Origin of the sequence: Streptomyces albireticuli (assembly GCF_002192455.1) — a bacterium.
Lineage (GTDB): Bacteria > Actinomycetota > Actinomycetes > Streptomycetales > Streptomycetaceae > Streptomyces > Streptomyces albireticuli_B.
This window is the reverse complement of record NZ_CP021744.1, coordinates 5,583,554-5,606,662: the sequence shown is the minus strand read 5'-3', so window position 1 is coordinate 5,606,662 and position 23,109 is coordinate 5,583,554. Positions and strand designations below refer to the sequence as shown.

Annotated in this window: 21 protein-coding genes and 1 riboswitch; of the genes, 5 read left to right on the top strand and 16 right to left on the bottom strand. The window is 71.6% G+C overall.

From position 1 onward, the window contains the following. Nucleotides 1-187 precede the first annotated feature (187 nt). From SMD11_RS24240 to SMD11_RS24215, 6 genes are all read right to left on the bottom strand, one after another. The gene (locus SMD11_RS24240; RefSeq protein WP_087928445.1) at nt 188-1,546 is read right to left on the bottom strand and encodes an aminotransferase class V-fold PLP-dependent enzyme; all 1,359 of its coding nucleotides are present in this window, start codon (nt 1,544-1,546) and stop codon (nt 188-190) included. 180 nt (nt 1,547-1,726) lie between these two features. After that, nucleotides 1,727-1,843, bottom strand: a riboswitch (SAM riboswitch). A gap of 79 nt (nt 1,844-1,922) precedes the next feature. Further along, the gene (trpD, locus tag SMD11_RS24235) at nt 1,923-2,987 is read right to left on the bottom strand and encodes an anthranilate phosphoribosyltransferase (protein WP_087928444.1); all 1,065 of its coding nucleotides are present in this window, start codon (nt 2,985-2,987) and stop codon (nt 1,923-1,925) included. 166 nt (nt 2,988-3,153) lie between these two features. Beyond that, nucleotides 3,154-4,779, bottom strand: coding sequence for a cytochrome b N-terminal domain-containing protein (locus tag SMD11_RS24230; RefSeq protein WP_087928443.1), 1,626 nt, complete (start codon nt 4,777-4,779; stop codon nt 3,154-3,156). Beyond that, on the bottom strand, nt 4,776-5,834 hold the full coding sequence (locus tag SMD11_RS24225; RefSeq protein WP_087928442.1) for a ubiquinol-cytochrome c reductase iron-sulfur subunit: 1,059 nt from the start codon (nt 5,832-5,834) through the stop codon (nt 4,776-4,778). The genes SMD11_RS24230 and SMD11_RS24225 overlap by 4 nt, the downstream gene beginning before the upstream one ends. Then, nucleotides 5,831-6,640, bottom strand: coding sequence for a c-type cytochrome (locus SMD11_RS24220; RefSeq protein ID WP_087928441.1), 810 nt, complete (start codon nt 6,638-6,640; stop codon nt 5,831-5,833). Before SMD11_RS24220 ends, SMD11_RS24225 begins: the two co-directional genes overlap by 4 nt. A 73-nt stretch (nt 6,641-6,713) precedes the next feature. Continuing rightward, entirely contained in the window at nt 6,714-7,334 is a 621-nt protein-coding gene (locus SMD11_RS24215) for a cytochrome c oxidase subunit 3 (protein WP_087928440.1), read from the bottom strand. A 352-nt stretch (nt 7,335-7,686) separates the two neighbouring features. On the opposite strand from SMD11_RS24215, the gene SMD11_RS24210 reads away from it, so the two are divergent. Next, complete coding sequence (locus SMD11_RS24210; RefSeq protein ID WP_087928439.1) at nt 7,687-8,088, top strand: hypothetical protein; 402 nt, start codon at nt 7,687-7,689, stop codon at nt 8,086-8,088. Nucleotides 8,089-8,151: 63 nt separating this feature from the next. Here SMD11_RS24210 and SMD11_RS24205 read toward each other — a convergent pair whose 3' ends face one another. From SMD11_RS24205 to coxB, 4 genes are all read right to left on the bottom strand, one after another. Beyond that, the gene (locus SMD11_RS24205; protein ID WP_087928438.1) at nt 8,152-9,399 is read right to left on the bottom strand and encodes a L,D-transpeptidase; all 1,248 of its coding nucleotides are present in this window, start codon (nt 9,397-9,399) and stop codon (nt 8,152-8,154) included. 127 nt (nt 9,400-9,526) lie between these two features. Further along, the gene (locus SMD11_RS24200; RefSeq protein ID WP_087928437.1) at nt 9,527-9,925 is read right to left on the bottom strand and encodes a cytochrome c oxidase subunit 4; all 399 of its coding nucleotides are present in this window, start codon (nt 9,923-9,925) and stop codon (nt 9,527-9,529) included. Next, on the bottom strand, nt 9,922-11,649 hold the full coding sequence (gene ctaD, locus SMD11_RS24195) for a cytochrome c oxidase subunit I (RefSeq protein WP_087928436.1): 1,728 nt from the start codon (nt 11,647-11,649) through the stop codon (nt 9,922-9,924). The genes SMD11_RS24200 and ctaD overlap by 4 nt, the downstream gene beginning before the upstream one ends. Then, nucleotides 11,646-12,617 carry a cytochrome c oxidase subunit II gene (gene coxB / locus SMD11_RS24190; protein WP_087928435.1) on the bottom strand — a complete coding sequence of 324 codons (972 nt, stop codon included), beginning with the start codon at nt 12,615-12,617 and terminating at the stop codon, nt 11,646-11,648. Before coxB ends, ctaD begins: the two co-directional genes overlap by 4 nt. Nucleotides 12,618-12,987: 370 nt before the next feature. Between coxB and SMD11_RS24185 the strand changes: the two genes are divergently transcribed. Then, a complete protein-coding gene (locus SMD11_RS24185) occupies nt 12,988-14,391 on the top strand; it encodes a cysteine desulfurase/sulfurtransferase TusA family protein (RefSeq protein ID WP_087928434.1) in 1,404 nt (467 codons plus the stop codon). A gap of 153 nt (nt 14,392-14,544) precedes the next feature. On the opposite strand, the gene SMD11_RS24180 is transcribed toward SMD11_RS24185, so the two are convergent. Further along, entirely contained in the window at nt 14,545-15,519 is a 975-nt protein-coding gene (locus SMD11_RS24180; protein WP_087928433.1) for a carbohydrate kinase family protein, read from the bottom strand. 167 nt (nt 15,520-15,686) lie between these two features. Between SMD11_RS24180 and SMD11_RS24175 the strand changes: the two genes are divergently transcribed. Further along, a complete protein-coding gene (locus SMD11_RS24175) occupies nt 15,687-15,902 on the top strand; it encodes a hypothetical protein (RefSeq protein WP_087928432.1) in 216 nt (71 codons plus the stop codon). A gap of 100 nt (nt 15,903-16,002) precedes the next feature. Continuing rightward, nucleotides 16,003-17,622 carry a hypothetical protein gene (locus SMD11_RS24170; RefSeq protein ID WP_324614771.1) on the top strand — a complete coding sequence of 540 codons (1,620 nt, stop codon included), beginning with the start codon at nt 16,003-16,005 and terminating at the stop codon, nt 17,620-17,622. Between the two features lie 83 nt (nt 17,623-17,705). Here SMD11_RS24170 and SMD11_RS24165 read toward each other — a convergent pair whose 3' ends face one another. Beyond that, nucleotides 17,706-18,062 carry a HesB/IscA family protein gene (locus SMD11_RS24165; RefSeq protein ID WP_087928430.1) on the bottom strand — a complete coding sequence of 119 codons (357 nt, stop codon included), beginning with the start codon at nt 18,060-18,062 and terminating at the stop codon, nt 17,706-17,708. Nucleotides 18,063-18,307: 245 nt separating this feature from the next. On the opposite strand from SMD11_RS24165, the gene nadA reads away from it, so the two are divergent. Then, nucleotides 18,308-19,495, top strand: a complete 1,188-nt coding sequence (gene nadA / locus SMD11_RS24160; RefSeq protein WP_087928429.1) for a quinolinate synthase NadA — start codon at nt 18,308-18,310, stop codon at nt 19,493-19,495. Nucleotides 19,496-19,595: 100 nt separating this feature from the next. Here nadA and SMD11_RS24155 read toward each other — a convergent pair whose 3' ends face one another. The 4 genes from SMD11_RS24155 to SMD11_RS24140 all read right to left on the bottom strand — a co-directional run bounded on the left by SMD11_RS24155 (nt 19,596) and on the right by SMD11_RS24140 (nt 23,032). Further along, nucleotides 19,596-20,309, bottom strand: coding sequence for a response regulator (locus tag SMD11_RS24155; RefSeq protein WP_087928428.1), 714 nt, complete (start codon nt 20,307-20,309; stop codon nt 19,596-19,598). Further along, entirely contained in the window at nt 20,306-21,589 is a 1,284-nt protein-coding gene (locus SMD11_RS24150; RefSeq protein ID WP_087928427.1) for a sensor histidine kinase, read from the bottom strand. The genes SMD11_RS24155 and SMD11_RS24150 overlap by 4 nt, the downstream gene beginning before the upstream one ends. Nucleotides 21,590-21,811: 222 nt before the next feature. Then, complete coding sequence (pspAA, locus tag SMD11_RS24145) at nt 21,812-22,090, bottom strand: PspA-associated protein PspAA (protein ID WP_087928426.1); 279 nt, start codon at nt 22,088-22,090, stop codon at nt 21,812-21,814. Nucleotides 22,091-22,246: 156 nt separating this feature from the next. Next, nucleotides 22,247-23,032 carry a PspA/IM30 family protein gene (locus SMD11_RS24140; protein ID WP_087928425.1) on the bottom strand — a complete coding sequence of 262 codons (786 nt, stop codon included), beginning with the start codon at nt 23,030-23,032 and terminating at the stop codon, nt 22,247-22,249. Nucleotides 23,033-23,109 lie beyond the last annotated feature (77 nt).

Here is a 23,109-nt window from a genome sequence, read left to right as displayed (position 1 = left end):
GTCCGACCGGGCGACAACTCAGCCCGTCCGGGGGCACCTCCCAGCGGTAGCCGGGGGAGTTCGAGGACCGGGGTCCGGGGCGGAGCCCCGCACGCGGCGGAGCCGCACATCGGATGCGGCGGGAAGGGGCGGGTAGGGGAAAGGCCCGCCGCAGGCGCACCACCCGCCCCCGCCGCACCCGCACCCCCTACGCCGGCACACACCGCCCGCCCACCGTCCGGTACGACCACCGCGCCCCGTCCCGCACCAGCTCCCGCACCGCGGCGACGAACCGCTCCACGTGCTCGTCCGGCGTCCCCGCCCCGAAGCTCACCCGGATCGCGTTGAGGTTCTGTCCCTCGTCGGGCGCCCCGCACTCCCCCGGCGCGTCCGGCGCGCCGCCGAGCAGGAGGCGCACGAGCGGGTGCGCGCAGAACAGGCCGTCGCGGACGCCGATGCCGTACTCCGCGGAGAGGGCCGCCGCGAAGTGCGAGCTGTTCCAGCCGTCCACGGTGAAGGCGAGCACGCCGACCCGCGGCGCGTCGTCGCCGAAGAGCGAGAGCACCCGGACCTCGGGCACGTCGGCGAGGCCCGCCCGGACGGTCTCGATGAGCTGCCGCTCGCGCGCGACGAGCGTCTCGAAGCCGGCCTCGGTGAGCGCCTTGCAGGCCGAGGCGATGGCGTAGGCGCCGATGACGTTGGGCGAGCCCGCCTCGTGCCGGGCGGCGGTCTCGTGCCAGTCGACCAGGACCCCGCCGTCGGCGCCCCGCGCCACCTGGCGGGTCGCGCCGCCGCCCGCCAGATAGGGCTCCGCGCCCCGGAGCCAGTCCGGGCGGCCGGCGAGCACCCCGGCGCCGAACGGCGCGTACAGCTTGTGCCCGGAGAAGGCGATCCAGTCGGCGTCGAGCTCCGTGACGTCCACCGGGTGGTGCGGGGCGAGCTGCGCGGCGTCGAGCACGATCCGGGCGCCGTGGGCGTGCGCGGCCGCCGCCAGCTCCCGTACGGGCCACAGCTCGCCCGTCACGTTCGACGCGGCCGTCACACAGACCAGCGCGGGGCCGTAGGGCTCCCGGTCGGCGAGGGCGCGCTCCAGGGTCTCGACGGCCTCGCGCGGCGAGCGGGGCGCGTCGAGGTAGCTGACCGTGACGTCCGCGCGCCGCTCCCAGGGCAGCAGCGCCGCGTGGTGCTCGGTCTCGAAGACGAACACCCGGCAGCCGGCGGGGACCGCGGCCGCGAGGAGGTTGAGGGAGTCGGTGGTCGAGCGGGTGAAGACCACCTGGTCGTCCGGCCGGCAGCCGAGGAAGGCGGCGACCTCGGCGCGGCTGTTCTCGAACAGGTCGGTGGACAGCTGGGAGAGGTAGCCGGCCCCGCGGTGCACGCTGCCGTAGTAGGGCGCGTACGCCGCCACGTCGTCCCAGACCCGCTGGAGCGCGGGGGCGCTGGCCGCGTAGTCGAGGGCCGCGTAGGTCACCTCGCCGCCGGTCACCAGCGGCACCCGGACATCCCTCCCGAGAACGGGCAGAGGCGGGCAAACCGAACGGTCGGCGGCAAGGGTGGGGACAGACATGGCGAACTCCCGTGGGAAGGCAGGCGAATTCCGCCGCGCGGCGGGCGCGGGAAAAGGGGGGAAAGGTGCGTCGGAAACCGGAAAAGGGCTCGCAGAACCCGGATATGGGGTGTGCGGAGCCCTAACGCATTCGCTGAACCACGGAAAGATCTCCCTCGACAACCAGGATCCCTGGCGAGGGATCCGCGCTTGCCGCAGACCTCTGTGCCTGCGACCTGGTCATCACCCGGGGCACCCCGCCGCAGAAGGAGGGTTGCCGGACAGCGGGCCGGGGCCGTGTCGCTGTCACTCGTGACCTGGCGAGGAGTATGGCACAACTGATCGTCGCGCGGAAAGGGGCGTCCGCATCACGGACGCCCCACCTCGCCTTGTGGCGTTACGCGTTGCTGGCCTCGACCCAGCGGTCGAGGGCGCGCTTGGCCGCCCCCGAGTCCAGCGACTCCGCGGCCCGCGCGATCCCGGCGGCGACCTGCTCGGTGAGCGGCGCGTCCGTCGGGTCCAGGGCGACCAGCGCCGCCGCCGCGTTCAGCAGCACCGCGTCCCGTACGGGCCCGGTCGCGCCGTCCAGCAGCCTGCGGGCGACATCGGCGTTGTACGAGGCGTCGGCGCCGCGCAGCGCCTCCACGGGGACCAGCGGGATGCCCACGTCCCGGGGATCGAAGGGCTCCTCGCGGACCGCGCCGTCCCGGACCACCCAGACCCGCGAGGTCGCGGTCGTGGTCAGCTCGTCCAGCCCGTCGTCGCCGCGGAAGACCAGCGCCGAGGAGCCGCGCTCGGCCAGCACGCCGGCCAGGATCGGTGCCATCCGGGCGTCGGCGACGCCGGTGGCCTGGGCCTTGACCCGGGCGGGGTTGGTCAGCGGGCCGAGGACGTTGAAGGTGGTCCGGATGCCCAGCTCCCGCCGCGCGGGGGCGACGTGGCGCAGCGAGGGGTGGAACTTCACGGCGAAGCAGAAGGTGATGCCCGCCTCCTCGGCCACCTCGACCACCCGGCGCGGCGTCAGGTCCAGATTGACGCCGAGCTTCTCCAGGACGTCCGAGGCGCCGCTGGCCGAGGACGCGGCGCGGTTGCCGTGCTTGACCACCTTGGCGCCGGTGCCGGCGACGACGATCGAGGACATGGTGGAGATGTTGACGGTCTTGGCGCCGTCGCCGCCGGTGCCGACGATGTCCACGCTGGGGCCGGGCACCTCGATCAGCCGGGCGTGCTGGTACATCGCGCGCACCAGGCCGGAGATCTCGGCGACCGTCTCGCCCTTGGCGCGCAGGGCGACCACGAAGCCCGCGATCTGCGCGTCGGTGGCCTCGCCGCGCATGATCCGGTCCATGGCCCAGGCGGTGTCGTCCGCGCTCAGGTCCACTCCGCCGAGCAGGGCCTCCAGGAGACCCGGCCAGGAGGGGGCCACCGCGCTGTCGCCGCCTGCCGGGGTCACAACGTTCATGGTCCACGCTCCTGGTGGTCGGACTGCGAGCCGCCGCCTTCCGGGGCTCTGCCGGTCCCAGCCTATCCAGCCCCGGGAACGGCGAAGAGCCCCGTCCACGCGCTGGACGGGGCTCTCGCTGTGGCGATCAGCGATCAGTGGCCGGTGCGGACCGGCCGGTCGGGGATCAGTGGTGGCCGTGGCCGCTGGTGATCTCCTGGTACTCCTCCGCGGTGGGCTTGTCGATCTGCGTGCCCTCGCCGTAGAAGCCCTTGGAGAGCTTCACCCGGAGCTTCTCGGACGTACCGATCTTGCGCTTGACACCGTTCTCGTCGACCTCGGGGCCGAGCTCGAGCGGCTTGGGCTGCTCGTGCGACGTGAGGGTGTGCAGCTCCTCCTGCGACAGCGGCTCGTGGACCTCGACGAACTCACCGTGCGGCAGGCGCTTGATGATGCCCGACTCGCGGCCGTGCAGCACCTTGTCCTTGTCGCGGCGCTGGAGGCCCATGCACATCCGGCGGGTGGCGATGAAGACCAGCACCGGGATGACGAAGAAGCCGATCCGGACGAACCAGGTGATGGCGTTGATCGAGAGGTGGAAGTGGGTGGCCCACAGGTCGTTTCCACCACCGACCAGCATCACGAAGTACGCGGCGATCCACGCGGCACCGAACGCGGTGCGCGTCGGGGCGTTGCGCGGGCGGTCCAGCAGGTGGTGCTCGCGCTTGTCACCGGTGACCCAGGACTCGATGAACGGGTAGACCGCGATCGCGCCGAGGACCAGCGGGAAGATCACCAGCGGGATGAACACGCCCAGGACGAGCGTGTGGCCCCAGAGGTTGATCTCCCAGCCCGGCATGACACGGATCAGACCCTCGGCGAAGCCCATGTACCAGTCGGGCTGGGCGCCGGTGGACACCTGGTCCGGCCGGTACGGGCCGATGGCCCAGATCGGGTTGATCGAGGCGATGGCCGCGATGGCCGCGATGATGCCGAAGACCAGGAAGAAGAAGCCACCGGCCTTGGCCATGTAGACCGGCATGAGCGGCATGCCGACGACGTTCTTCTCCGTCCGGCCGGGGCCGGGGTACTGGGTGTGCTTGTGGTACACGACGAGGATGAGGTGCGCCACGAGCAGACCGAGCATGATGCCCGGCAGCAGCAGGACGTGGATCGAGAAGAAGCGCGGCACGAAGTCCGAGCCCGGGAACTCGCCACCGAAGAGGAACATCGAGATGTACGTGCCGACGATCGGCACGGACAGGATCGCGCCCTCCATGAAGCGGACACCGGTGCCGGAGAGCAGGTCGTCCGGCAGGGAGTAACCGGTGAAACCGGTGAACATGCCGAGGACGAACAGCAGGAAGCCGAACAGCCAGTTGACCTCACGCGGCTTGCGGAAGGCACCCGTGAAGAAGACGCGCATCATGTGCACGAACATCGCCGCGAGGAAGATCAGCGCGGCCCAGTGGTGGATCTGCCGGATGAGCAGACCGCCACGGATGTCGAAGCTGATGTTGAGCGTCGACTGGAACGCCTCGGACATCCGCATGCCCTGCATGGGGACGTACGAGCCGTGGTAGACGACCTCGCTCATGCTGGGGTGGAAGAACAGCGTCAGATACACACCCGTGAGGATGATGATCACGAAGCTGTAGAGGCAGACCTCACCCAGCATGAAGGACCAGTGGTCCGGGAAGATCTTGCGCATGTTGGCCTTGGCCAGGGTGTAGATACCCAGCCGGCCGTCGGCCCAGTCGGCTACCCGCTCACCCGCGGGCGCCTTGCGCCGGTTGTCGGTCGTAGTACTCATCCGCGCTCCCAGTAGGCAGGACCGACGGGCTCGGCGAAGTCGCCCATGGCCTCAAGGTAGCCCTTGTCGTTGACCTTGATCCGCAGCTGCGGAAGGGCGTGTCCGGCCGGGCCGAAGATCACGCGTCCGCCGTCGGCGAGGTCGAAGGTGGACTGGTGGCACGGGCAGAGCACGTGGTGCGTCTGCTGCTCGTAGAGGCTGATCGGGCAGCCGACGTGCGTGCAGATCTTGGAGAACGCGACGATGCCGTCGACGGACCAGTCCAGCTCGCGCTTGTCCTTGATGTTCTCCGGCTGGAGCCGGACGATCATCAGGGCGGCCTTGGCGATCTCCTTCTGGAAATCGTGGTCCTCCTCCTTCATGCCCTCGGGCATGGCGAAGGTGAGGGAGCCGACCTGGACGTCCTCGGGCCGCAGGGGCTGGAGGGTGTTCTGGTTGATCAGCATCTTGCCCTCGGACCAGGCGGTCTTCCGGAGCTTGGTGCCCGGGAGCGGTCCGAGGTCGCGGAGCAGGACCACGCCGGAGAGCGGCAGCAGCGCCAGCGCGCCGAACATGGTGCGGCGGATCAGCGGGCGCCGGCCGATGGCCGACTCCTCGGCGCCTTCCCGGAAGTCGGCCATGACCTTGGCCTTGACCTCGGGCTCGGCCGCGATCGCGTGCCGCTCGTCGGCGACCTCCACGTCCGACATCAGCGTGCGGGCCCAGTGGACCGCGCCGGCGCCGATGCAGAACAGCGCCACGCCGAGGGTGAGCCCCAGCGAGAAGTTCAGGGCGCTGATGTGGCCGATCGGGAAGACGTAGATGTTCTTGTCGACCGGCAGGGTCACGTACGAGGCGATGAACCCGACCGTGGCCAGCATGGACAACAGGAACAGGAACGCGACCGCGCGCTCGGAGCGCTTGGCGGCCCGCTCGTCGATGTCCTGGATGCGGTGCTCGTGCGGCGGCATGCCCGGGTCGGCGAACGGGTCGGCGACCTTCGTGCTCACGGCTCCGCCGTGCGCCTCGCCCTGCGTGCTCGGCAGGTTCTCTTCTGGAATGTCTTGGCTACTCATGACTTCTTGGCCTTTGCGGTCCGGCAGGCGACCCAGATGGCGGCGGCGATCAGCGCACCCAGACCGAAGACCCACGCGAACAGACCCTCACTGACCGGGCCGAGCCCGCCCAGTTCGAGGCCGCCGGGGCTCTCCGCCTTGCTGCTGTTGACCGTGTCGAGGTACGCGATGATGTCCTTCTTGTTCTTCTCCGACATCGTCGTGTCCGGGAAGGAAGGCATGTTCTGCGGGCCGGTCTGCATGGCCTCGTAGATGTGCTTGGGGTTGACGTCCTCAAGGGTGGGGGCGTACTTGCCGTTCGAGAGGGCGCCGCCCTTACCGGTGAAGTTGTGGCACTGCGCGCAGTTCGTGCGGAAGAGCTCCCCGCCCTTGGCGATGTCCGCGCCGTCGGGGCTGTACTGCTCCTTCGTCGGAACGGCCGGGCCGGCGCCGAGCGAGGCGATGTAGGCGGCGAGCTGGTCGATCTCCGCCTGGTTGTAGATCGCCTTCTTCCTCGGAGCCTGGGCGCCCTGCTGCTGGAGCGGCATGCGGCCGGAGGCGACCTGGAAGTCGACGGCCGCGGCGCCCACGCCGACGAGGCTCGGGCCGTCGGTGGTGCCCTGACCGCCGGTGCCGTGGCAGCTGGCGCAGCCCACGGAATAGAGCTTCTTGCCCTCCTCGATGGCAAGGGACTGGGCGGTGTCATCGGCCTTGGCCGTGTCCGCCGGCGCGAACGCGGCGTACAGCCCCCCGGTTACCGCCAGCGCGAAGAGTAGGACGACGACCGCCGCCAGCGGATGGCGTCGTCGTGCGGAGAGCTTTTTCACGGATTACCCCGGTGTCAGGATCTTCTGCGTCGATGCGGGACTGATGGTCCGGTGCGGGACCGAAATCTTCGAGTTACTTGATCAAGTAGATCGTGGCGAAGAGGCCGATCCACACCACGTCGACGAAGTGCCAGTAGTAGGACACGACGATGGCCGCTGTGGCCTGGTGGTGGGTGAACCTCTTGGCCGCGTACGTCCTGCCCAGGACCAGCAGGAAGGCGATCAGGCCGCCCGTCACGTGCAGGCCGTGGAAGCCGGTCGTCAGGTAGAAGACCGAGCCGTACGGGTCGGAGGACAGGGAGAGCCCGTCCTTCTTGACCAAATCGGTGTACTCGAAGACCTGGCCGCCGATGAAGACGGCACCCATCACGAACGTGATCACGAACCACATGCGCAGCTTCTTCACGTCACCGCGCTCGGCGGCGAACACACCGAGCTGGCAGGTGAGGGAGGAGAGCACCAGGATCGTGGTGTTGGTCGCCGAGAACGGAAGGTTCAGCGCGGACGCCATTTCCTTCCAGTGCTCGGCACCCATGACCGATCGCAGGGTGAAGTACATCGCGAAGAGGGCCGCGAAGAACATCAGCTCGGAACTCAGCCAGATGATGGTTCCGACGCTGGTGAGGTTCGGCCGGTTGACCGAGGGGTGCGCGTGCCCGGTATCTACTGCTGTTGCTGTCGCCACGACCGACATTATGTCGGTCGCTTATCTCGCGCTCACTCCGGGGGGTGCCGTTCGGTGTGTCAAGACCGTATGCCCTGCTCGTACGGCCCAAGGCCGGGGTCCCCCAAAGGGGGGAAGCAGTCGTTCCGCAGCCCTGCCGCGGACCCGCCGGGGCCCTGCTGGGGCCCCGGGAGGACCGCTGGTGACGGGCCGTCGGGCCCGGCCGCGCGGAGATCTCCGGCCCTGCCGAACCCTCCTCGGGCGCGGCGCGCGCGGAGTAGCATCCGCGCAGGCGGTGCCTCGGCGCACGCCTGCGCGGACGCCTCCGCGCGCGCCGCGCCCGTGCCACCTGCCGTGCCCGTCCACTGAGCCTGGAGGAACGATGCAGCCGACCGCCACGGTGCTGGTCTACAGCGACGACGCGGGCACCCGCGAGCAGGTGCGGCTGGCCGCCGGACGCCGCCCTGCGGCCGACGTGCCCGCCGTCGAGTACCTGGAGTGCGCGACCCTCCCCGCCGTCCTGACGGCCCTGGAGGAGCGCCGGATCGATGTGTGCGTGCTGGACGGCGAGACGGCGCCGGCGGGCGGCATGGGCGTGTGCAGGCAGCTCAAGGACGAGATCTACCGCTGCCCGCCGGTGCTGCTGCTCATGGGGCGCCCGCAGGACGCCTGGCTGGCCACCTGGAGCCGCGCGGACGCCGCCGTGACGCACCCGCTGGACCCGGCGGCGTTCGCGGACGCCCTGGCCGGGCTGCTGCGCGGCAAGCGGGCCGTGGAGGTCTGAGCCGGGGGCTCCCGGAACGGCCCCGGAAGCCCCCCTGGGGCCACCGGGGCGGCCGTCCCGCGGCTACATCTCGGGGCGGAGGCGGGCGGCGTCGGCGGGGTTGCTGCCGTCGCGCTTGCCGGCCGCCAGGGCGCTGCCCTCGCGCCACTGCTTCCAGGGCATGTTCCAGTCCCCGAAGCCGTTGTCGAAGGGCGTCATGGTGGTGCCCGCGCTGTTGACGACCTTGACGAGGTCGCCCAGGTGGATGGTGTCGAAGAACCACTTGGCGTTGTCGGTGCTCATGCCGGTGCAGCCGTGGCTGACGTTCTCGCTGCCCTGCGAGCCCTCGGACCACGGCGCGGCGTGCACGTATTCGCCGCTCCAGGTCACCCGGGTGGCCCAGCGGACGGGCAGGTCGTAGGAGTCCTCGCTGCCCTCGGCGATGCCGATGCTGGTGCCGCGCATGCGTACGAAGGATTCCCTGCCGAGGACCACCTTGACCCCGTTGCGGGTGGCATAGCCCGGCTTGCCCGTGGTGACCGGGATGGAGCGGATCTCCTTGCCGTTGCGCAGCACGGTCATGCTGTGCGCGGCGGCGTCCGTGACGGCCTCGATGCGGTCGCCGATGGTGAGCTTCACGGGCTTGGAGGAGCCGCCGTAGAGGCCGCCGGCGACCTTGATGCCGTCCAGGCCGGAGCGGACCGCGACGGTGGTGCGGGCGGGCCAGTAGTCCTTGGGCCGGTAGTGCAGGGTCCGGTTGTCCACCCAGTGCCAGGCGCCCTCCACGGCGGGCCGGGTGTCGACCTTCAGGGCGCGCTCGACGACGGCGCGCGCGGCGGGGTCCTGGACGGGGGCGCTGAGCTCGGCCGTGACGGGCTGTCCGACGCCGTACGTGCCGCTCTGCGGGCCGAAGGCGACCCGGAGCAGCCGGTCGGCCGCGCTGGTGTCGAAGCCGACCGTGCGACGCCCCTGGAAGCCGTCCTCGTCCTCGGTGCTGACGCGGACGGTGTAGTGCGCGCCGGCCGCGAGGGCGCCGGTGCTGTGCCAGCGGCGGCCGTCGGCGTCGAGCTCGCCCTTCACGAAGCGGCCGGCGGCGTCCGTCGCGGTCACGTCGGTGATCCGGTCCGAGCCGTCGGCGGTCACCTCCAGCGGCTTGCTGGGGTCGGCCTTGCGCCCGTCCTCGGCGCCGGTGAGCGCGACCTGCCCGGTGGCGTCGTAGGGCGCGTCGGCGAGCGGGTTCGACGAGCCGCCGCACGCGGTGGCCCCCAGCGCCACGGAGGACACCACCATGGCGCAGAGGTGCACCACACGGCGTCGAGGAGAGTGACTCATGGTCACACCGTAGGAAGGATCGGGGGCCTCGGCCTGCGGGGTGACTCCGAACGGGTGGCCGCCCCGGGAACGCGCCGGGCCCCGCACACCGGAGGGTGTGCGGGGCCCGGGCCTGGCGGTGCGGAACCTACTGGTTCTGGTTCTCACCGCGGTAGAACTCGAACACCCAGCCGAAGAGGCCGACGGCGATGATCGGGGCGGAGAAGTACATCAGCCACCAGCCGAAGCAGATGCTCATGAAGGCGAGCGCGCCACCGATGGCCAGGGAGAGCGGCTGCCAGCTGTGCGGGGCGAAGAAGCCCAGCTCACCGGCGTCGTCGGCGACGTCCGCGTCCTTGTTGTCCTGAGCGCCCGCGTCCACCCGGCGCGCGGTGAACGCCAGGTAGTAGCCGACCATGATGCACAGGCCGAAGGCCAGGAACAGCGCGGTCGTACCGGCCGGCTCCTTCGACCACACGCCGTAGACGATCGCCATGGCGAGGACGAAGACGGCGAGCCAGATGAACATCTTGCCCTGGATCTTCACTTGCCGGCCTCCTTGCCACCCGCGAGGGCCTTGTCAGCGCCGAGGTTCTCTTCCAGCTCCAGCGCCGCGATCTCCGGGTGGTGCAGGTCGAACGCCGGGGATTCGCTGCGGATCCGCGGCAGGGTGAGGAAGTTGTGCCGCGGCGGCGGGCAGGAGGTCGCCCACTCCAGGGAGCGGCCGTAGCCCCACGGGTCGTCGACCTCGACCTTCTTGCCGTACTTGGCGGTCTTCCAGACGTTGTACATGAACGGCAGGATCGACAGGCCGAGCAGGAAGGAGCTGATCGTCGAGATCGTGTTCAGCGTGGTGAAGCCGTCGGCGGCGAGGTAGTCCGCGTAGCGGCGCGGCATGCCCTCGGCACCCAGCCAGTGCTGCACCAGGAACGTGCCGTGGAAGCCCACGAACAGCGTCCAGAAGGTGATCTTGCCCAGGCGCTCGTCCAGCATCTTGCCCGTGAACTTCGGCCACCAGAAGTGGAAGCCGGAGAACATCGCGAACACCACGGTGCCGAAGATGACGTAGTGGAAGTGCGCGACCACGAAGTACGAGTCGGAGACGTGGAAGTCCATCGGCGGCGAGGCCAGGATGACGCCGGTCAGACCACCGAAGGTGAAGGTGATCAGGAAGCCGACGGCCCAGAGCATCGGGGTCTCGAAGGACAGCGAGCCCTTCCACATGGTGCCGATCCAGTTGAAGAACTTCACACCGGTCGGGACCGCGATCAGGAAGGTCATGAAGGAGAAGAAGGGCAACAGCACGCCGCCTGTGACGTACATGTGGTGCGCCCACACCGTCACGGACAGACCGGCGATCGAGATCGTGGCCGCGATCAGACCCCAGTAGCCGAACATCGGCTTACGGGAGAAGACCGGGATGACCTCGGAGATGATGCCGAAGAACGGCAGGGCGATGATGTACACCTCGGGGTGGCCGAAGAACCAGAAGAGGTGCTGCCAGAGCAGGACGCCGCCGTTGGCCGGATTGAAGATCTGGGCCCCGAACTTGCGGTCCGCCTCCAGGGCGAACAGCGCGGCCGCCAGCACCGGGAAGGCCAGCAGGACCAGGACACCGGTCAGCAGGACGTTCCAGGTGAAGATCGGCATGCGGAACATCGTCATGCCGGGCGCGCGCATGCAGATGATCGTGGTGATGAAGTTGACCGAGCCGAGGATCGTACCGAAGCCCGAGAAGGCCAGACCCATGATCCACAGGTCCGCGCCGACGCCCGGCGAGTGGACGGCGTCCGACAGCGGGGAGTAGGCGAACCAGCCGAAGTCGGCCGCACCCTGCGGGGTGAGGAAGCCGGACACCGCGATGAGCGAGCCGAAGAGGTAGAGCCAGTAGGCGAACATGTTCAGCCGCGGGAACGCCACGTCGGGCGCGCCGATCTGAAGCGGCATGATCCAGTTCGCGAATCCGGCGAACAGCGGCGTCGCGAACATCAGCAGCATGATCGTGCCGTGCATCGTGAACGCCTGGTTGAACTGCTCGTTCGACATGATCTGCGTGCCGGGACGGGCGAGTTCGGCGCGCATCACGAGCGCCATCAGGCCGCCGATGCAGAAGAACGCGAACGACGTGACCAGGTAGAGCGTGCCGATCGTCTTGTGGTCCGTGGTGGTGAGCCACTTGATCACAGTACTGCCGGGCTGCTTCTGGCGTACGGGCGGTGCTGCCGTGGCTGTCGCGGCGGCGGCACCCTGGGGTTCGTTGAGGATGCTCACTTGTTCTTGGTCTCCGCGTTCTTCGCGTGATCCGTCTGCGCGATACCCGCCGGCTGGTAACCGGTCTGGCCCTTCGCGGCCAGCTCCTTCAGGTGCGCCTTGTACCGCTCAGGAGAGACGACCTTGACGTTGAAGAGCATCCGGGAGTGGTCCTGGCCGCAGAGCTCGGCGCACTTACCCATGAAGGTGCCCTCCTTGTTCGGGGTCACCGTGAAGCTGTTGGTGTGCCCCGGGAAGACGTCCTGCTTCATCAGGAACGGCACCACCCAGAAGGAGTGGGCGACGTCCCGCGAGGTCAGGACGAACTGCACCGTCTCGCCCTTGGGGAGCCAGAGCGTGGGACCCGGGTTGTTGTTCTGCGGGTTCCGGTCGCCCGGGGTGCCGACGTCGTAGACGCCTTCGGCGCCGGCCGGGACCTTCTTCAGGAACCGGTCGGGGATCGCGTCGAGCTCCTTGTTCTCACGGAGCGGCTTCGCCGGCGTCGCGGCGTTGCCGTCGACGTTCTCCATGTAGTTGAACGCCCAGCTCCACTGGAAGCCCACCACGTTCACGACGTGCTGCGGCTTCTCGGGGTTGGCGAGGAGCTTGTTCTCATCGCGCGCGGTGAAGTAGAAGAGCACCGACACGATGATGATCGGGACCGCGGTGTACAGCGCCTCGATGGGCATGTTGTACCGGGTCTGCGGAGGAACCTCGACCTTGCTCCGGCTGCGCCGGTGGAAGATGACGCTCCAGATGATCAGGCCCCACACCAGGATGCCGACCACGAGGGCGGCGGCCCAGGAGCCCTGCCACAGGGAGAGGATCCGCGGCGCCTCTTCCGTGACAGGAGTGGGCATTCCGAGGCGGGGAAAGTCCTTATATGTGCAACCGGAGGCGGTCGCAAGGACAGCGCCCGCGGCCAGCGCCTGCAGCAGCTTCCGCCGCACCGGGCGCCGCGACGAGCGGTCGGAGCCGTTGGGACTCACGTAGCGCCTTCCCGAGAGTCTCGCCCGTGCGGCCGGCTGCGGCCGTCTCGCTGGTCGGTCGCCGGCCCGCTGCGGGCAGGGGTTTGGATGTTTATGCGGACCAAACCCTACTGGACGCTATTTGGGGCCGCGCGGGGAGGGTGCCCAACGCGCCGGGCCACTCCCCGAAGGGGTGGAATCCAGGGCTCCGGAGGCTATCTGGAGGACCGTCAGTGCAGCTTACGAGGGGTGCGTACGAGTGACGGGCCAGGTCGCGCGCCCCTCCCCCGGAGTCCTGGACGATCTTGGGCGGGCCGGCCCGGCGCCACCCCGGTGATCTTCCGGTCACCGCACCGTCCCCCCGGCCGCCCCGGGGGGTTAGCGTGTCGCCGTGCCCTACTTCGACGCCGCGTCCGCCGCACCGCTGCACCCCGTCGCCCGCCAGGCGCTGCTGGCCTCCCTCGACGAGGGCTGGGCGGACCCCGCCCGGCTCTACCGCGAGGGCCGCCGGGCCCGGCTGCTGCTGGACGCCGCGCGCGAGGCCGCGGCCGAGGCGGTCGGCTGCCGGCCGGACGAGCTGGTGTTCACCCCATCGGGTACCCGCGCGCTGCACGACGGCATCGCGGGCGCGCTGGCCGGCCGCCGCCGGACGGGCCGCCATCTGGTGGTGTCCGCCGTCGAGCACTCGGCCGTCCTCCAGTCGGCCGCGTCCCTGGCGGCGGCCGGCGGCACGGTGACCGAGGTCGCCGTGGACCGTACGGGCCGGGTCGCGCCCGGCGCCTACGCGGCGGCCCTGCGCCCCGGCACCGCGCTCGCCGCCCTCCAGTCCGCCAACCACGAGGTGGGCACCGTGCAGCCGGTCGCCGAGGTCGCGGAGGAGTGCCGGGCGGCGGGCGTGCCGCTGCTCGTCGACGCCGCGCAGTCGCTGGGCTGGGGCCCGGTCGAGGGCGGCTGGTCGCTGCTGGCCGCGAGCGCCCACAAGTGGGGCGGCCCGGCGGGGGTGGGGCTGCTGGCGGTGCGCAAGGGCGTGCGCTTCGCGCCTCAGGGGCCCGCGGACGAACGGGAGTCGGGGCGCGCCCCCGGCTTCCCCGACCTGCCCGGGATCGTCGCGGCCGCCGCGTCGCTGCGGGCGGTACGGGCGGAGGCGGCGGCCGAGGCGGCGCGGCTGCGGGAGCTCGTGGAGCGGGTACGGACCCGGGTGCCGGAGCTCGTGCCGGACGTGGAGGTGGTCGGCGACCCCGTGCGGCGGCTGCCGCACCTGGTCACCTTCTCCTGCCTCTACGTGGACGGCGAGGCGCTGCTGCACGCCCTGGACCGGGCCGGCTTCTCCGTCTCCTCCGGCTCGTCGTGCACCTCCAGCACGCTGGAGCCCAGCCATGTGCTGCGGGCGATGGGCGTGCTGTCGGAGGGGAACGTCCGCGTCTCGCTGCCGGCCGGGACGCCGGAGGCGGACGTGGAGGCTTTTCTGGACGTGCTGCCCGGGGCGGTGGCCTCGGTGCGCAAGCGGCTGGGCGTCCCCCGGGAGACGGCCGCGCCGGCCGCACCGGCCACCGCCGCCGCGGAGGGCGGGGCGGAGCTGGTCGTCGACGCGCTGGGCAAGCGGTGCCCGATCCCCGTCATCGAGCTGGCCAAGGTGATCGGCGACGTGCCGGTGGGCGGGCTGGTGACGGTGCTGTCCGACGACGAGGCGGCGCGGCTGGACGTCCCGGCGTGGTGCGGGATGCGGGACCAGGAGTACGTGGGCGAGCGCCCGGTGGAGGGCGGGGTCGCGTACACGGTGCGGCGCCTCCGGTAGGCGGCGGCCGGGCGCGTACGGGCGGTCCGGCGCCGGACGGCCCGGTACGCGCCCGGCTCCGGGAGGAGGCGACGCCGCACCGGGCCGGGCCCGGGCGCACGCACGCCCCCGGACGTCGGGGACGTCCGGGGGCGTGCGTGGAGCGAAGGCGCGTCAGGCCAGGCGGGCCTGGATCTCGGCCGCGGCCTCGTCGCCGTAGGCCTTGGCGAAGCGCTCCATGAAGTGCCCGCGCCGCAGCTCGTACTCCTGGGTGCCGAGCGTCTCGATGACGAGCGTGGCGAGCATGCAGCCCAGCTGGGCGGAGCGCTCCAGCGGGAGCTCCCACGTCAGGCCCGCGAGGAAGCCGGCGCGGAACGCGTCGCCGACGCCGGTCGGGTCGACCTTGGCCTCCTCCTGGGCGCAGCCGACCTCGATCGTCGGCTGACCGGCCCGCTCGATGCGCACGCCGCGGGCGCCCAGCGTGGTGACGCGGGTGCCGACCTTGGCCAGGATCTCCTCCGCCGACCAGCCGGTCTTGGACTCGATGAGGGCCTTCTCGTACTCATTGGTGAAGAGGTACGTGGCGCCGTCGACGAGGACGCGGATGTCGTCGCCCTCCATGCGGGCGAGCTGCTGGGAGGGGTCGGCGGCGAACGGGATGCCCCGCGAGCGGCACTCCTCCGTGTGGCGGATCATCGCCTCGGGGTCGTCCGCGCCGATCAGGACCAGGTCGAGGCCGCCCACCCGGTCGGCGACCGGCTGGAGCTCGATCTGGCGGGCCTCGCTCATCGCCCCGGTGTAGAAGGACGCGATCTGGTTGTGGTCGGTGTCCGTGGTGCAGACGAAGCGCGCGGTGTGCAGCACCTCGGAGATGCGGACGGAGGCGGTGTCGACGCCGTGCCGGTCCAGCCAGGCGCGGTACTCGGCGAAGTCCTGGCCCGCGGCGCCGACCAGGACCGGGCGGAGGCCGAGGACGCCCATGCCGAAGCAGATGTTGGGGGCGACGCCACCGCGGCGCACGTCCAGTTCGTCGACGAGGAAGGAGAGCGAGACGGTGTGCAGCTGGTCCGCCACGAGCTGATCGGCGAAACGGCCGGGGAAGGTCATCAGGTGGTCGGTGGCGATGGAGCCGGTGACAGCGATACGCACGGCGGGTCTGCTCCTGCGGGGCGAGGTGACATGACGGAAACAGGAAGAGCCACACCACGCTACCGGGTCCGGAAGTCGTACTCGGGTTCGGATCCAGCCATCCAACGGACAAAATTACCTAATAGTAGCCCTTTCTCCGTGTGCCGCGTGATGCGTACGGTGCGGGTATGCCGAACCCTGTGAAGGACGTCACGTTCACCGAATCCGAGCCCGAGTCCCTGGAGGAACTGCGCCGTCTCTGCGCCCGGATGGCTCCGCACTGGGCCGGCTCCGGCCCGGTCCCGGCCGTCCCCGCGCCCGTACCGCCTTCGCGCATCCACGGGGTGTCGGTGCCCCCGGCCTCGGCGCGGCTGCTCGACGGAATGTCGGAGTACGGCGACTGAGGACTGGTGGAACCGCTCGCTCCTGCGCTCCGTCCAAGCGACGTCCCTCTCCCGGGGGACACCGCAGTACACACATTGAGCGGAGCGAAGGAGCGATGTGGTGAGCACCGAGGGCGGGACTCCGGAGAGCACCCCCGATCGCACGCCGGGGCGCGAGGAACGGCGCAGGCACCCGCGGCTGGCGGTCGCGTCGGTGGCGGCGGCGGTCCTGCTGGCCGGTGGCGGCGGCGCCTACTGGGCGTCCACGGCGGCCGACGGCAAGGGCGGCAAGGACGCCTCCGGCGCGCCGGGCCGGGAGGGCTCTCCCCCACCGCTCGCGCTGGACGGCTACCACCGGGGCGGTCCGGCGCAGGGCATCGCCGTCGGGGAGCCCGATCCGCACGGGGTGCGCTACCGCACCGGGGGGAAGCTGCCGTCCGGGCCCCGGTCCGCGGCGGTCCGCCTCCCGGCGGATTCCGTCACGCGGGAAGCCGTGGCCGCGCTGGCGAAGGCGCTGTCGGTGCCGGGCGCGCCCCGGCTGGAGCAGGGCGTCTGGCGGGTGGGCGGCGGCCCGGGCGCGTCGGAGCCGACGCTCCAGGTGAGCGGTAAGGGGCCGGGCAACTGGTCGTTCGCCAAATACGGGACGCCGGGCGGCCCCGGGTGCGCGCAGCCGGACGGCGGAGCGGACAAGGGCCGGGACAAGGGGCTGAGCGAGGGTCTCGGCCCCGACCCCGCGGCGGCGTCCGTCAGCTGCCCGCAGTTCCGGGGCGGCCAGGGCGCCGAGGGGAACGGGGGCGCGCCGGACGGCCCGGGCGGGGAGGTCGGCCCGGTCCCGGAGGAGAAGGCGAAGAGCGTGGCCGCGCCCGTGCTCAAGGCGCTCGGCCAGCAGAACGCGAAGGTCAAGGCGGACGAGCTGCACGGCGCGGTACGGGCCGTGGTGGCCGACCCCGTGGTCGACGGCGCGGCGACCTACGGCTGGCAGACCCGGCTGGAGGTGGGGGCCGACGGGCAACTGGTCGGCGGCGGCGGACAGTTGCAGACGCCTCCCAAGGGCGCCGAGTACCCGCTGATCAGCGCGGACGAGGCCCTGGCGCAGCTGAACAAGGGCACGTCCGGCACCTCGGCCGGCGTCTCCGTCGGGGGCTGCGCCACGGCGGTCCCGCACGGCGGGGACGGCCAGGCGCCCTGCCCCGGCAAGGAGCGCCCGGCGGCCGAGCCGTCGGTGGTGACCGGGGCGTCCTACGCGCTGGCCTCGCACTATGTGCGGGGGCGGCAGGCGCTGGTGCCGTCGTGGGTCTTCCAGGTGCGGGTCCACAAGGCGCTGGACCGGGCCGACAAGTCGGACGAGGGGGTGACGGTCCCGGTCGTACAGCCGGCGGTGGACCCGAAGTTCCTGGTGCGGCCGGACGGGCCGTCGGGCAGTCCGTCGGAGCCGCCGGCGACCGGCACCCCGAAGTCGACGCCGGCGCAGGTGACGTCGTACAGCCTCGACGGCAAGGACGGCCGGCGGCTGGTGCTGCGCTTCTGGGGCGGGGCGTGCAGCGACTACGCGGCCTCGGCCGAGCAGTCCGGGGCGGCGGTGACGGTCAAGGTCGTCGGCACCGAGAAGCGGCCCGGCGCGCAGTGCGTGCTGATGGCGAAGGACCTCAGCGAGACGGTGACGCTGGACGAGCCGCTGGGCGACCGGAAGGTCGTCGACGCGACGACCGGTGAGCCCGTGCCGGAGAAGCAGCAGAAGTAGCCGCCGGGAGCGCACCGGGAGCGGAAACGGCGAAGGCCGCGACCTCGGGGTCGCGGCCTTCGCCGTCGGTGTCGCGCGACGTCCTAGTTGAAGGAGTCGCCGCAGGCGCAGGAACCCGTCGCGTTCGGGTTGTCGATCGTGAAGCCCTGCTTCTCGATGGTGTCGACGAAGTCGATGGAGGCGCCGCCCAGGTACGGGGCGCTCATGCGGTCGGTGACGACCTTGACGCCGTCGAAGTCCTTGACGACGTCGCCGTCGAGCGAGCGCTCGTCGAAGAAGAGCTGGTAGCGCAGGCCGGAGCAGCCGCCGGGCTGGACGGCGACGCGCAGGGCCAGGTCCTCGCGGCCCTCCTGCTCCAGCAGGGCCTTGACCTTGGCGGCGGCGGCGTCGGACAGGAGGATGCCGTCGCTCACAGTGGTCTTCTCGTCCTGAACGGACATCTGCTTCACTCCCGGGTTTGTGCGGACTGCTTGCCCTCGGCTGCAACCGCCGGTCTCCCGGATTCATTCCGGGCCTGGCGTAGTACTTCCGCCTTTCATGCTCGCACACCGCTCGGCCGAACGGGAATGTGTCACATCGACGCTATGGCCATCGTCAAAGTGACGTGAAGCAGTTATGATAGATAACGTCAACTTGACGACAAGGCCCTTTCCGGCCGTCCGCAGAAACAGAAAGGGTGCGTGACGTGACCACCGCCCAGACCTTGGATTTCCAGGCTCCTACCCCTTCGCCCCTGGCCCTCCTGCTGCTCGGCCGCGAGTCCGACCCCAGGAGCGAGCGCGGCGTGGAGTGCCCCGGTGACCTGCCGGCGCCCTCCGACCCGGACCTGGTGGAGCGCGCCCGCGCGGCCAAGGCGAAGCTCGGCGACAAGGTCTTCGTGCTCGGCCACCATTACCAGCGCGACGAGGTCATCGAGTTCGCGGACGTCACCGGGGACTCCTTCAAGCTCGCCCGTGACGCGGCCGCCCGGCCCGACGCCGAGTACATCGTCTTCTGCGGCGTCCACTTCATGGCCGAGTCCGCGGACATCCTGACCACCGCCGACCAGCAGGTCGTCCTGCCCGACCTGGCCGCGGGCTGCTCGATGGCCGACATGGCCACCGCCGAGCAGGTCGCCGAGTGCTGGGACGTGCTGACCGAGGCGGGCGTCGCCGACGTGACCGTCCCGGTCTCGTACATGAACTCCTCGGCCGACATCAAGGCGTTCACCGGCAAGCACGGCGGCACGATCTGCACCTCCTCCAACGCCGAGCGCGCGCTGAACTGGGCGTTCGAGCAGGGCGAGAAGGTCCTCTTCCTGCCCGACCAGCACCTGGGCCGCAACACGGCCGTGCGCGACATGGGGATGTCCCTGGACGACTGCGTCCTGTACAACCCGCACAAGCCCAACGGCGGCCTGACCGCCGAGGAGCTGCGCGGCGCGAAGATGATCCTGTGGCGCGGCCACTGCTCGGTGCACGGCCGCTTCTCGCTGGAGTCGGTGCGCGACGTCCGCGAGCGCATCCCGGGCGTCAACGTCCTGGTGCACCCCGAGTGCCGGCACGAGGTCGTCGCGGCGGCGGACTACGTCGGCTCGACGGAGTACATCATCAAGACCCTGGAGGCCGCCCCGGCCGGCTCCAAGTGGGCCATCGGCACGGAGCTGAACCTCGTCCGCCGCCTGGCGAATCGATTCGCCGCTGAGGGCAAGGAGATCGTCTTCCTCGACAAGACGGTCTGCTTCTGCTCGACGATGAACCGGATCGACCTGCCGCACCTGGTGTGGGCGCTGGAGTCCCTGGCGGAGGGCAAGGTCGTCAACCGCATCGAGGTCGACCCGGAGGTGGCGAGCTTCTCGAAGCTGGCCCTGGAGCGGATGCTGGCACTGCCGTAGGCGGTGACCGGGGCCCCGCCCCGGGACCCTGCGCCCTTGAGCGCCGGGCGGGCTGTTCCGGTCCGTCCGGCGCTCATGCGCGTCCGGGGGCGGGGAGAGGTCACTCCGCCCGCGGCCGCACCAGCCCCGATTCGTAGGCGATCACGACCAGCTGGGCCCGGTCCCGGGCCCCGAGCTTGGCCATCGCCCGGTTGACGTGGGTCTTGACGGTCAGCGGGCTGACCGTCAGCCGCTCGCCGATCTCGTCGTTCGACAACCCGCCCGCCACCTGCACCAGCACCTCCCGCTCCCGCCCCGTCAGCGCCGCGAGCCGCCCCGCGCCCCGCTCCGCCCCGTCGGGCCCCGGCCCCGGGTCGCCCTGCGCGAGGAAGCGGGCGATCAGCCCCTTCGTGGCCGCGGGCGACAGCAGCGACTCGCCCGCCCGCGTCACCCGTATCGCGTTGAGCAGCTCGTCCGGCTCCGCGCCCTTGCCGAGGAAGCCCGAGGCGCCCGCGCGGAGCGACTCCACCACGTACTCGTCGACCTCGAAGGTCGTCAGCATCACCACCCGCACCTGGGCGAGCGCGGGGTCGGCGCAGATGGCGCGGGTCGCGGCGAGACCGTCCGTGCCGGGCATGCGGATGTCCATCAGGACGACGTCCGGGGTGAGCCGGCGGGTGAGCTCGACGGCCTGCGCGCCGTCCGCGGCCTCGCCCACCACGGTCATGTCCGGCTCGGAGTCCACCAGCACCCGGAAGGCGCTGCGCAGCAGCGCCTGGTCGTCGACGAGGAGGACCCGGACGGGGTTCACGGGCGTACTGACGGGTTCGGTCATGGGGTCAGCGTAGGCTCCGGCCGCCCCGGCAGCGGCAGCGTCACCCGGACCCGGAAACCCTGGGTGCCGTCGGCGCGGGGGCCCGCCTCGCAGCTGCCGCCGAGGGCGGTGGCCCGCTCGCGCATGCCGATCAGACCGTGGCCGCCCCGCTCCTCCCCCGCACCGGGCGGCGGTCCGGCGCCGTCGTCCAGCACGGTCAGGAGCAGCCGGTCGGCGCTGCGCAGCAGGGCGACCTCCGCGCGGGCGCCGGGCCCGGCGTGCTTGTGGACGTTGGTGAGCGCCTCCTGGAGGAGCCGGTAGGCGGTGAGGTCCACGGCTCCGGGCAGCCGGCCGACCACGGCGGCCGCCTCACCGGGGTCCGTGCCGCTGCCGGGGCCGCCGGGCAGCGTGGAGGCCATGGTGAGCGTGACGTCCAGGCCGACGCGGGCGAACCCGTCGACGAGGTGCCCGAGGACGCCGAGGCCCGGCGCGGGCTCGGTGGGCGCCTCCGGGTCGCCGTACTGGCGCAGCAGGCCGACGGTCGCGCGCAGCTCCGCGAGCGCCGAGCGGCTGGCCTCGCGGACGTGCGCGAGGGCCTCCTTGGCCTGGTCGGGGCGGCTGTCCATGATGTGCGAGGCGACGCCGGCCTGGACGTTGACCAGGGCGATGTGGTGGGCCACGACGTCGTGCAGCTCCCGGGCGATGCGCAGCCGCTCCTCGGCGACCCGGCGGCGGGCCTCCTCCTCGCGGGTGCGCTCGGCGCGCACGGCCCGCTCCTCGATCGCGGCGACGTAGGCGCGGCGGCTGCGGACGGCGTCACCGGCGGCGCCCGCCATGCCGGTCCAGGCCAGCAGGGCGAGGTTCTCCTGGGAGTACCAGGGCGGCGCCCCGAAGGCCATGCCCCCGGCGGTGAGGACGCCGACGGTGACCGCCGCGATCCGCCAGGCCATGGGCCGCTCGGTGCGGGAGGCGACGGTGTAGAGGGCCACGACGACGGACATCGCGATCTGGGTGTGCGGGGCGGTGTCCCGGGTGTGGACGATCTCGAAGAGGGTCGCCGCCGACGTGGCGCACAGGACCGCCCGCGGGGCCCGGCGGCGGAGCACCAGGCAGGCGCAGGCGAGGAGCGCGAGCAGGACGAAGCCGGAGCCGGGCGGGTGCCGGTCGGTGAACCGGCTGACCGTGGCGCCGATCAGGACGGTGACGAAGGTGGCGGCGGCGAGGAAGGCGTCGGCCGCGAGGGGGTGCGCGCGCAGCCAGCGGTGCGGGCGGGCGAGGCCGGTGACGGTGAGGGAGGTCATCGGGGTCCTCGGGGGCGGGGCGGACAAGGCGCGGCCGGGCTCGCCACGGCCCGCCGCGCCCCCGCCCCTCGGGAGGGGCGGGGGCGCGGCGGGGTGCTGGGGTGCCGTGGCGGACCGGCCGGGGAGGGCCGGAGGATCCGTAAGGGCCGTACGGGGCCGTGCGCGGCCGTACGAGGGGCGGGCGACGCGCACGGACCCGGCTGCCGGGACAGGCGGCCCGGGTCAGCCGGGGATGAGCCCGTCGTCGCTCAGCATCGCCCTGACCTCGTCGAGGGAGGCGTCGGGCGCGGGCAGGATCAGCTCGGAGGGCTCCAGGGCGTCGTCCGGCAGGGGGGCGCCCAGCCGGCGCACGGCGTCGAGCAGATCACCGAGGGTGCGGCGGAAGCCTTCCTGGTCACCGCTCTCCATCTCCTCCAGCAGCTCGTCGTCCAGCTTGTTGAGCTCGGTGAAGTGGCTGTCGGCCAGCTTCCACTGGCCCTCCCCCATGATCCGCACGATCATGACGGTCTCCCTCGGTCCGGTGCCTGTCGGCGCGCTGCTCGCTGCGTGAGTACTGCGTCTGGGGACTGCTCACTGCCTGCCGGATCCCGCTCCGGCCCGTGCGTGGCCGCGGGTCCGTCACCGCGGCCCCCGCACGGTGCCGTCACCGCGGGCCGGTCACTGCTTGTCGAAGCGGGGGTGCTCCTGCGGCTGCGCCTGGCCGGTCTGGCCGGCCTGGCCGCCCTCGATGGCCTGCTTGGTGCCGCTGGTGCCGCCCGCGAGCTCGGCCTTCATCCGCTGGAGCTCCAGCTCCACGTCGGAGCCGCCGGAGAGGCGCTCCAGCTCGGCGGTGATGTCGTCCTTCGCCGTGCCGGTCGGGTCGTCGAGCGCGCCCGAGGCGAGCAGCTCGTCGATGGCGCCGGCGCGCGCCTGCATCTGCTGGGTCTTGTCCTCGGCCCGCTGGATGGCCATGCCGACGTCGCCCATCTCCTCGGAGATGCCGGAGAAGGCCTCGCCGATGCGGGTCTGGGCCTGGGCGGCGGTGTAGGTGGCCTTGATCGTCTCCTTCTTGGTGCGGAAGGCGTCGACCTTGGCCTGGAGGCGCTGCGCGGCGAGGGTGAGCTTCTCCTCCTCGCCCTGGAGGGTGGTGTGCTGCGTCTCCAGGTCGCTGACCTGCTGCTGGAGGGCGGCGCGGCGGGAGAGCGCCTCACGCGCCAGGTCCTCGCGGCCGAGGGCGAGCGCCTTGCGGCCCTGGTCCTCCAGCTTGCTGGACTGGCCCTGGAGCTGGTTGAGCTGGAGCTCCAGGCGCTTGCGGGACGTCGCCACGTCGGCGACGCCACGACGTACCTTCTGGAGCAGTTCGAGCTGCTTCTGGTACGAGTAGTCGAGGGTCTCGCGCGGGTCCTCGGCCCGGTCCAGGGCCTTGTTGGCCTTCGCGCGGAAAATCATTCCCATACGCTTCATGACACCGCTCATGGGCCTCGGGCGCCCCCTTCTGACGGACTACGAGCTCCAGCACATCTTGCAGACCCCACAGTAAA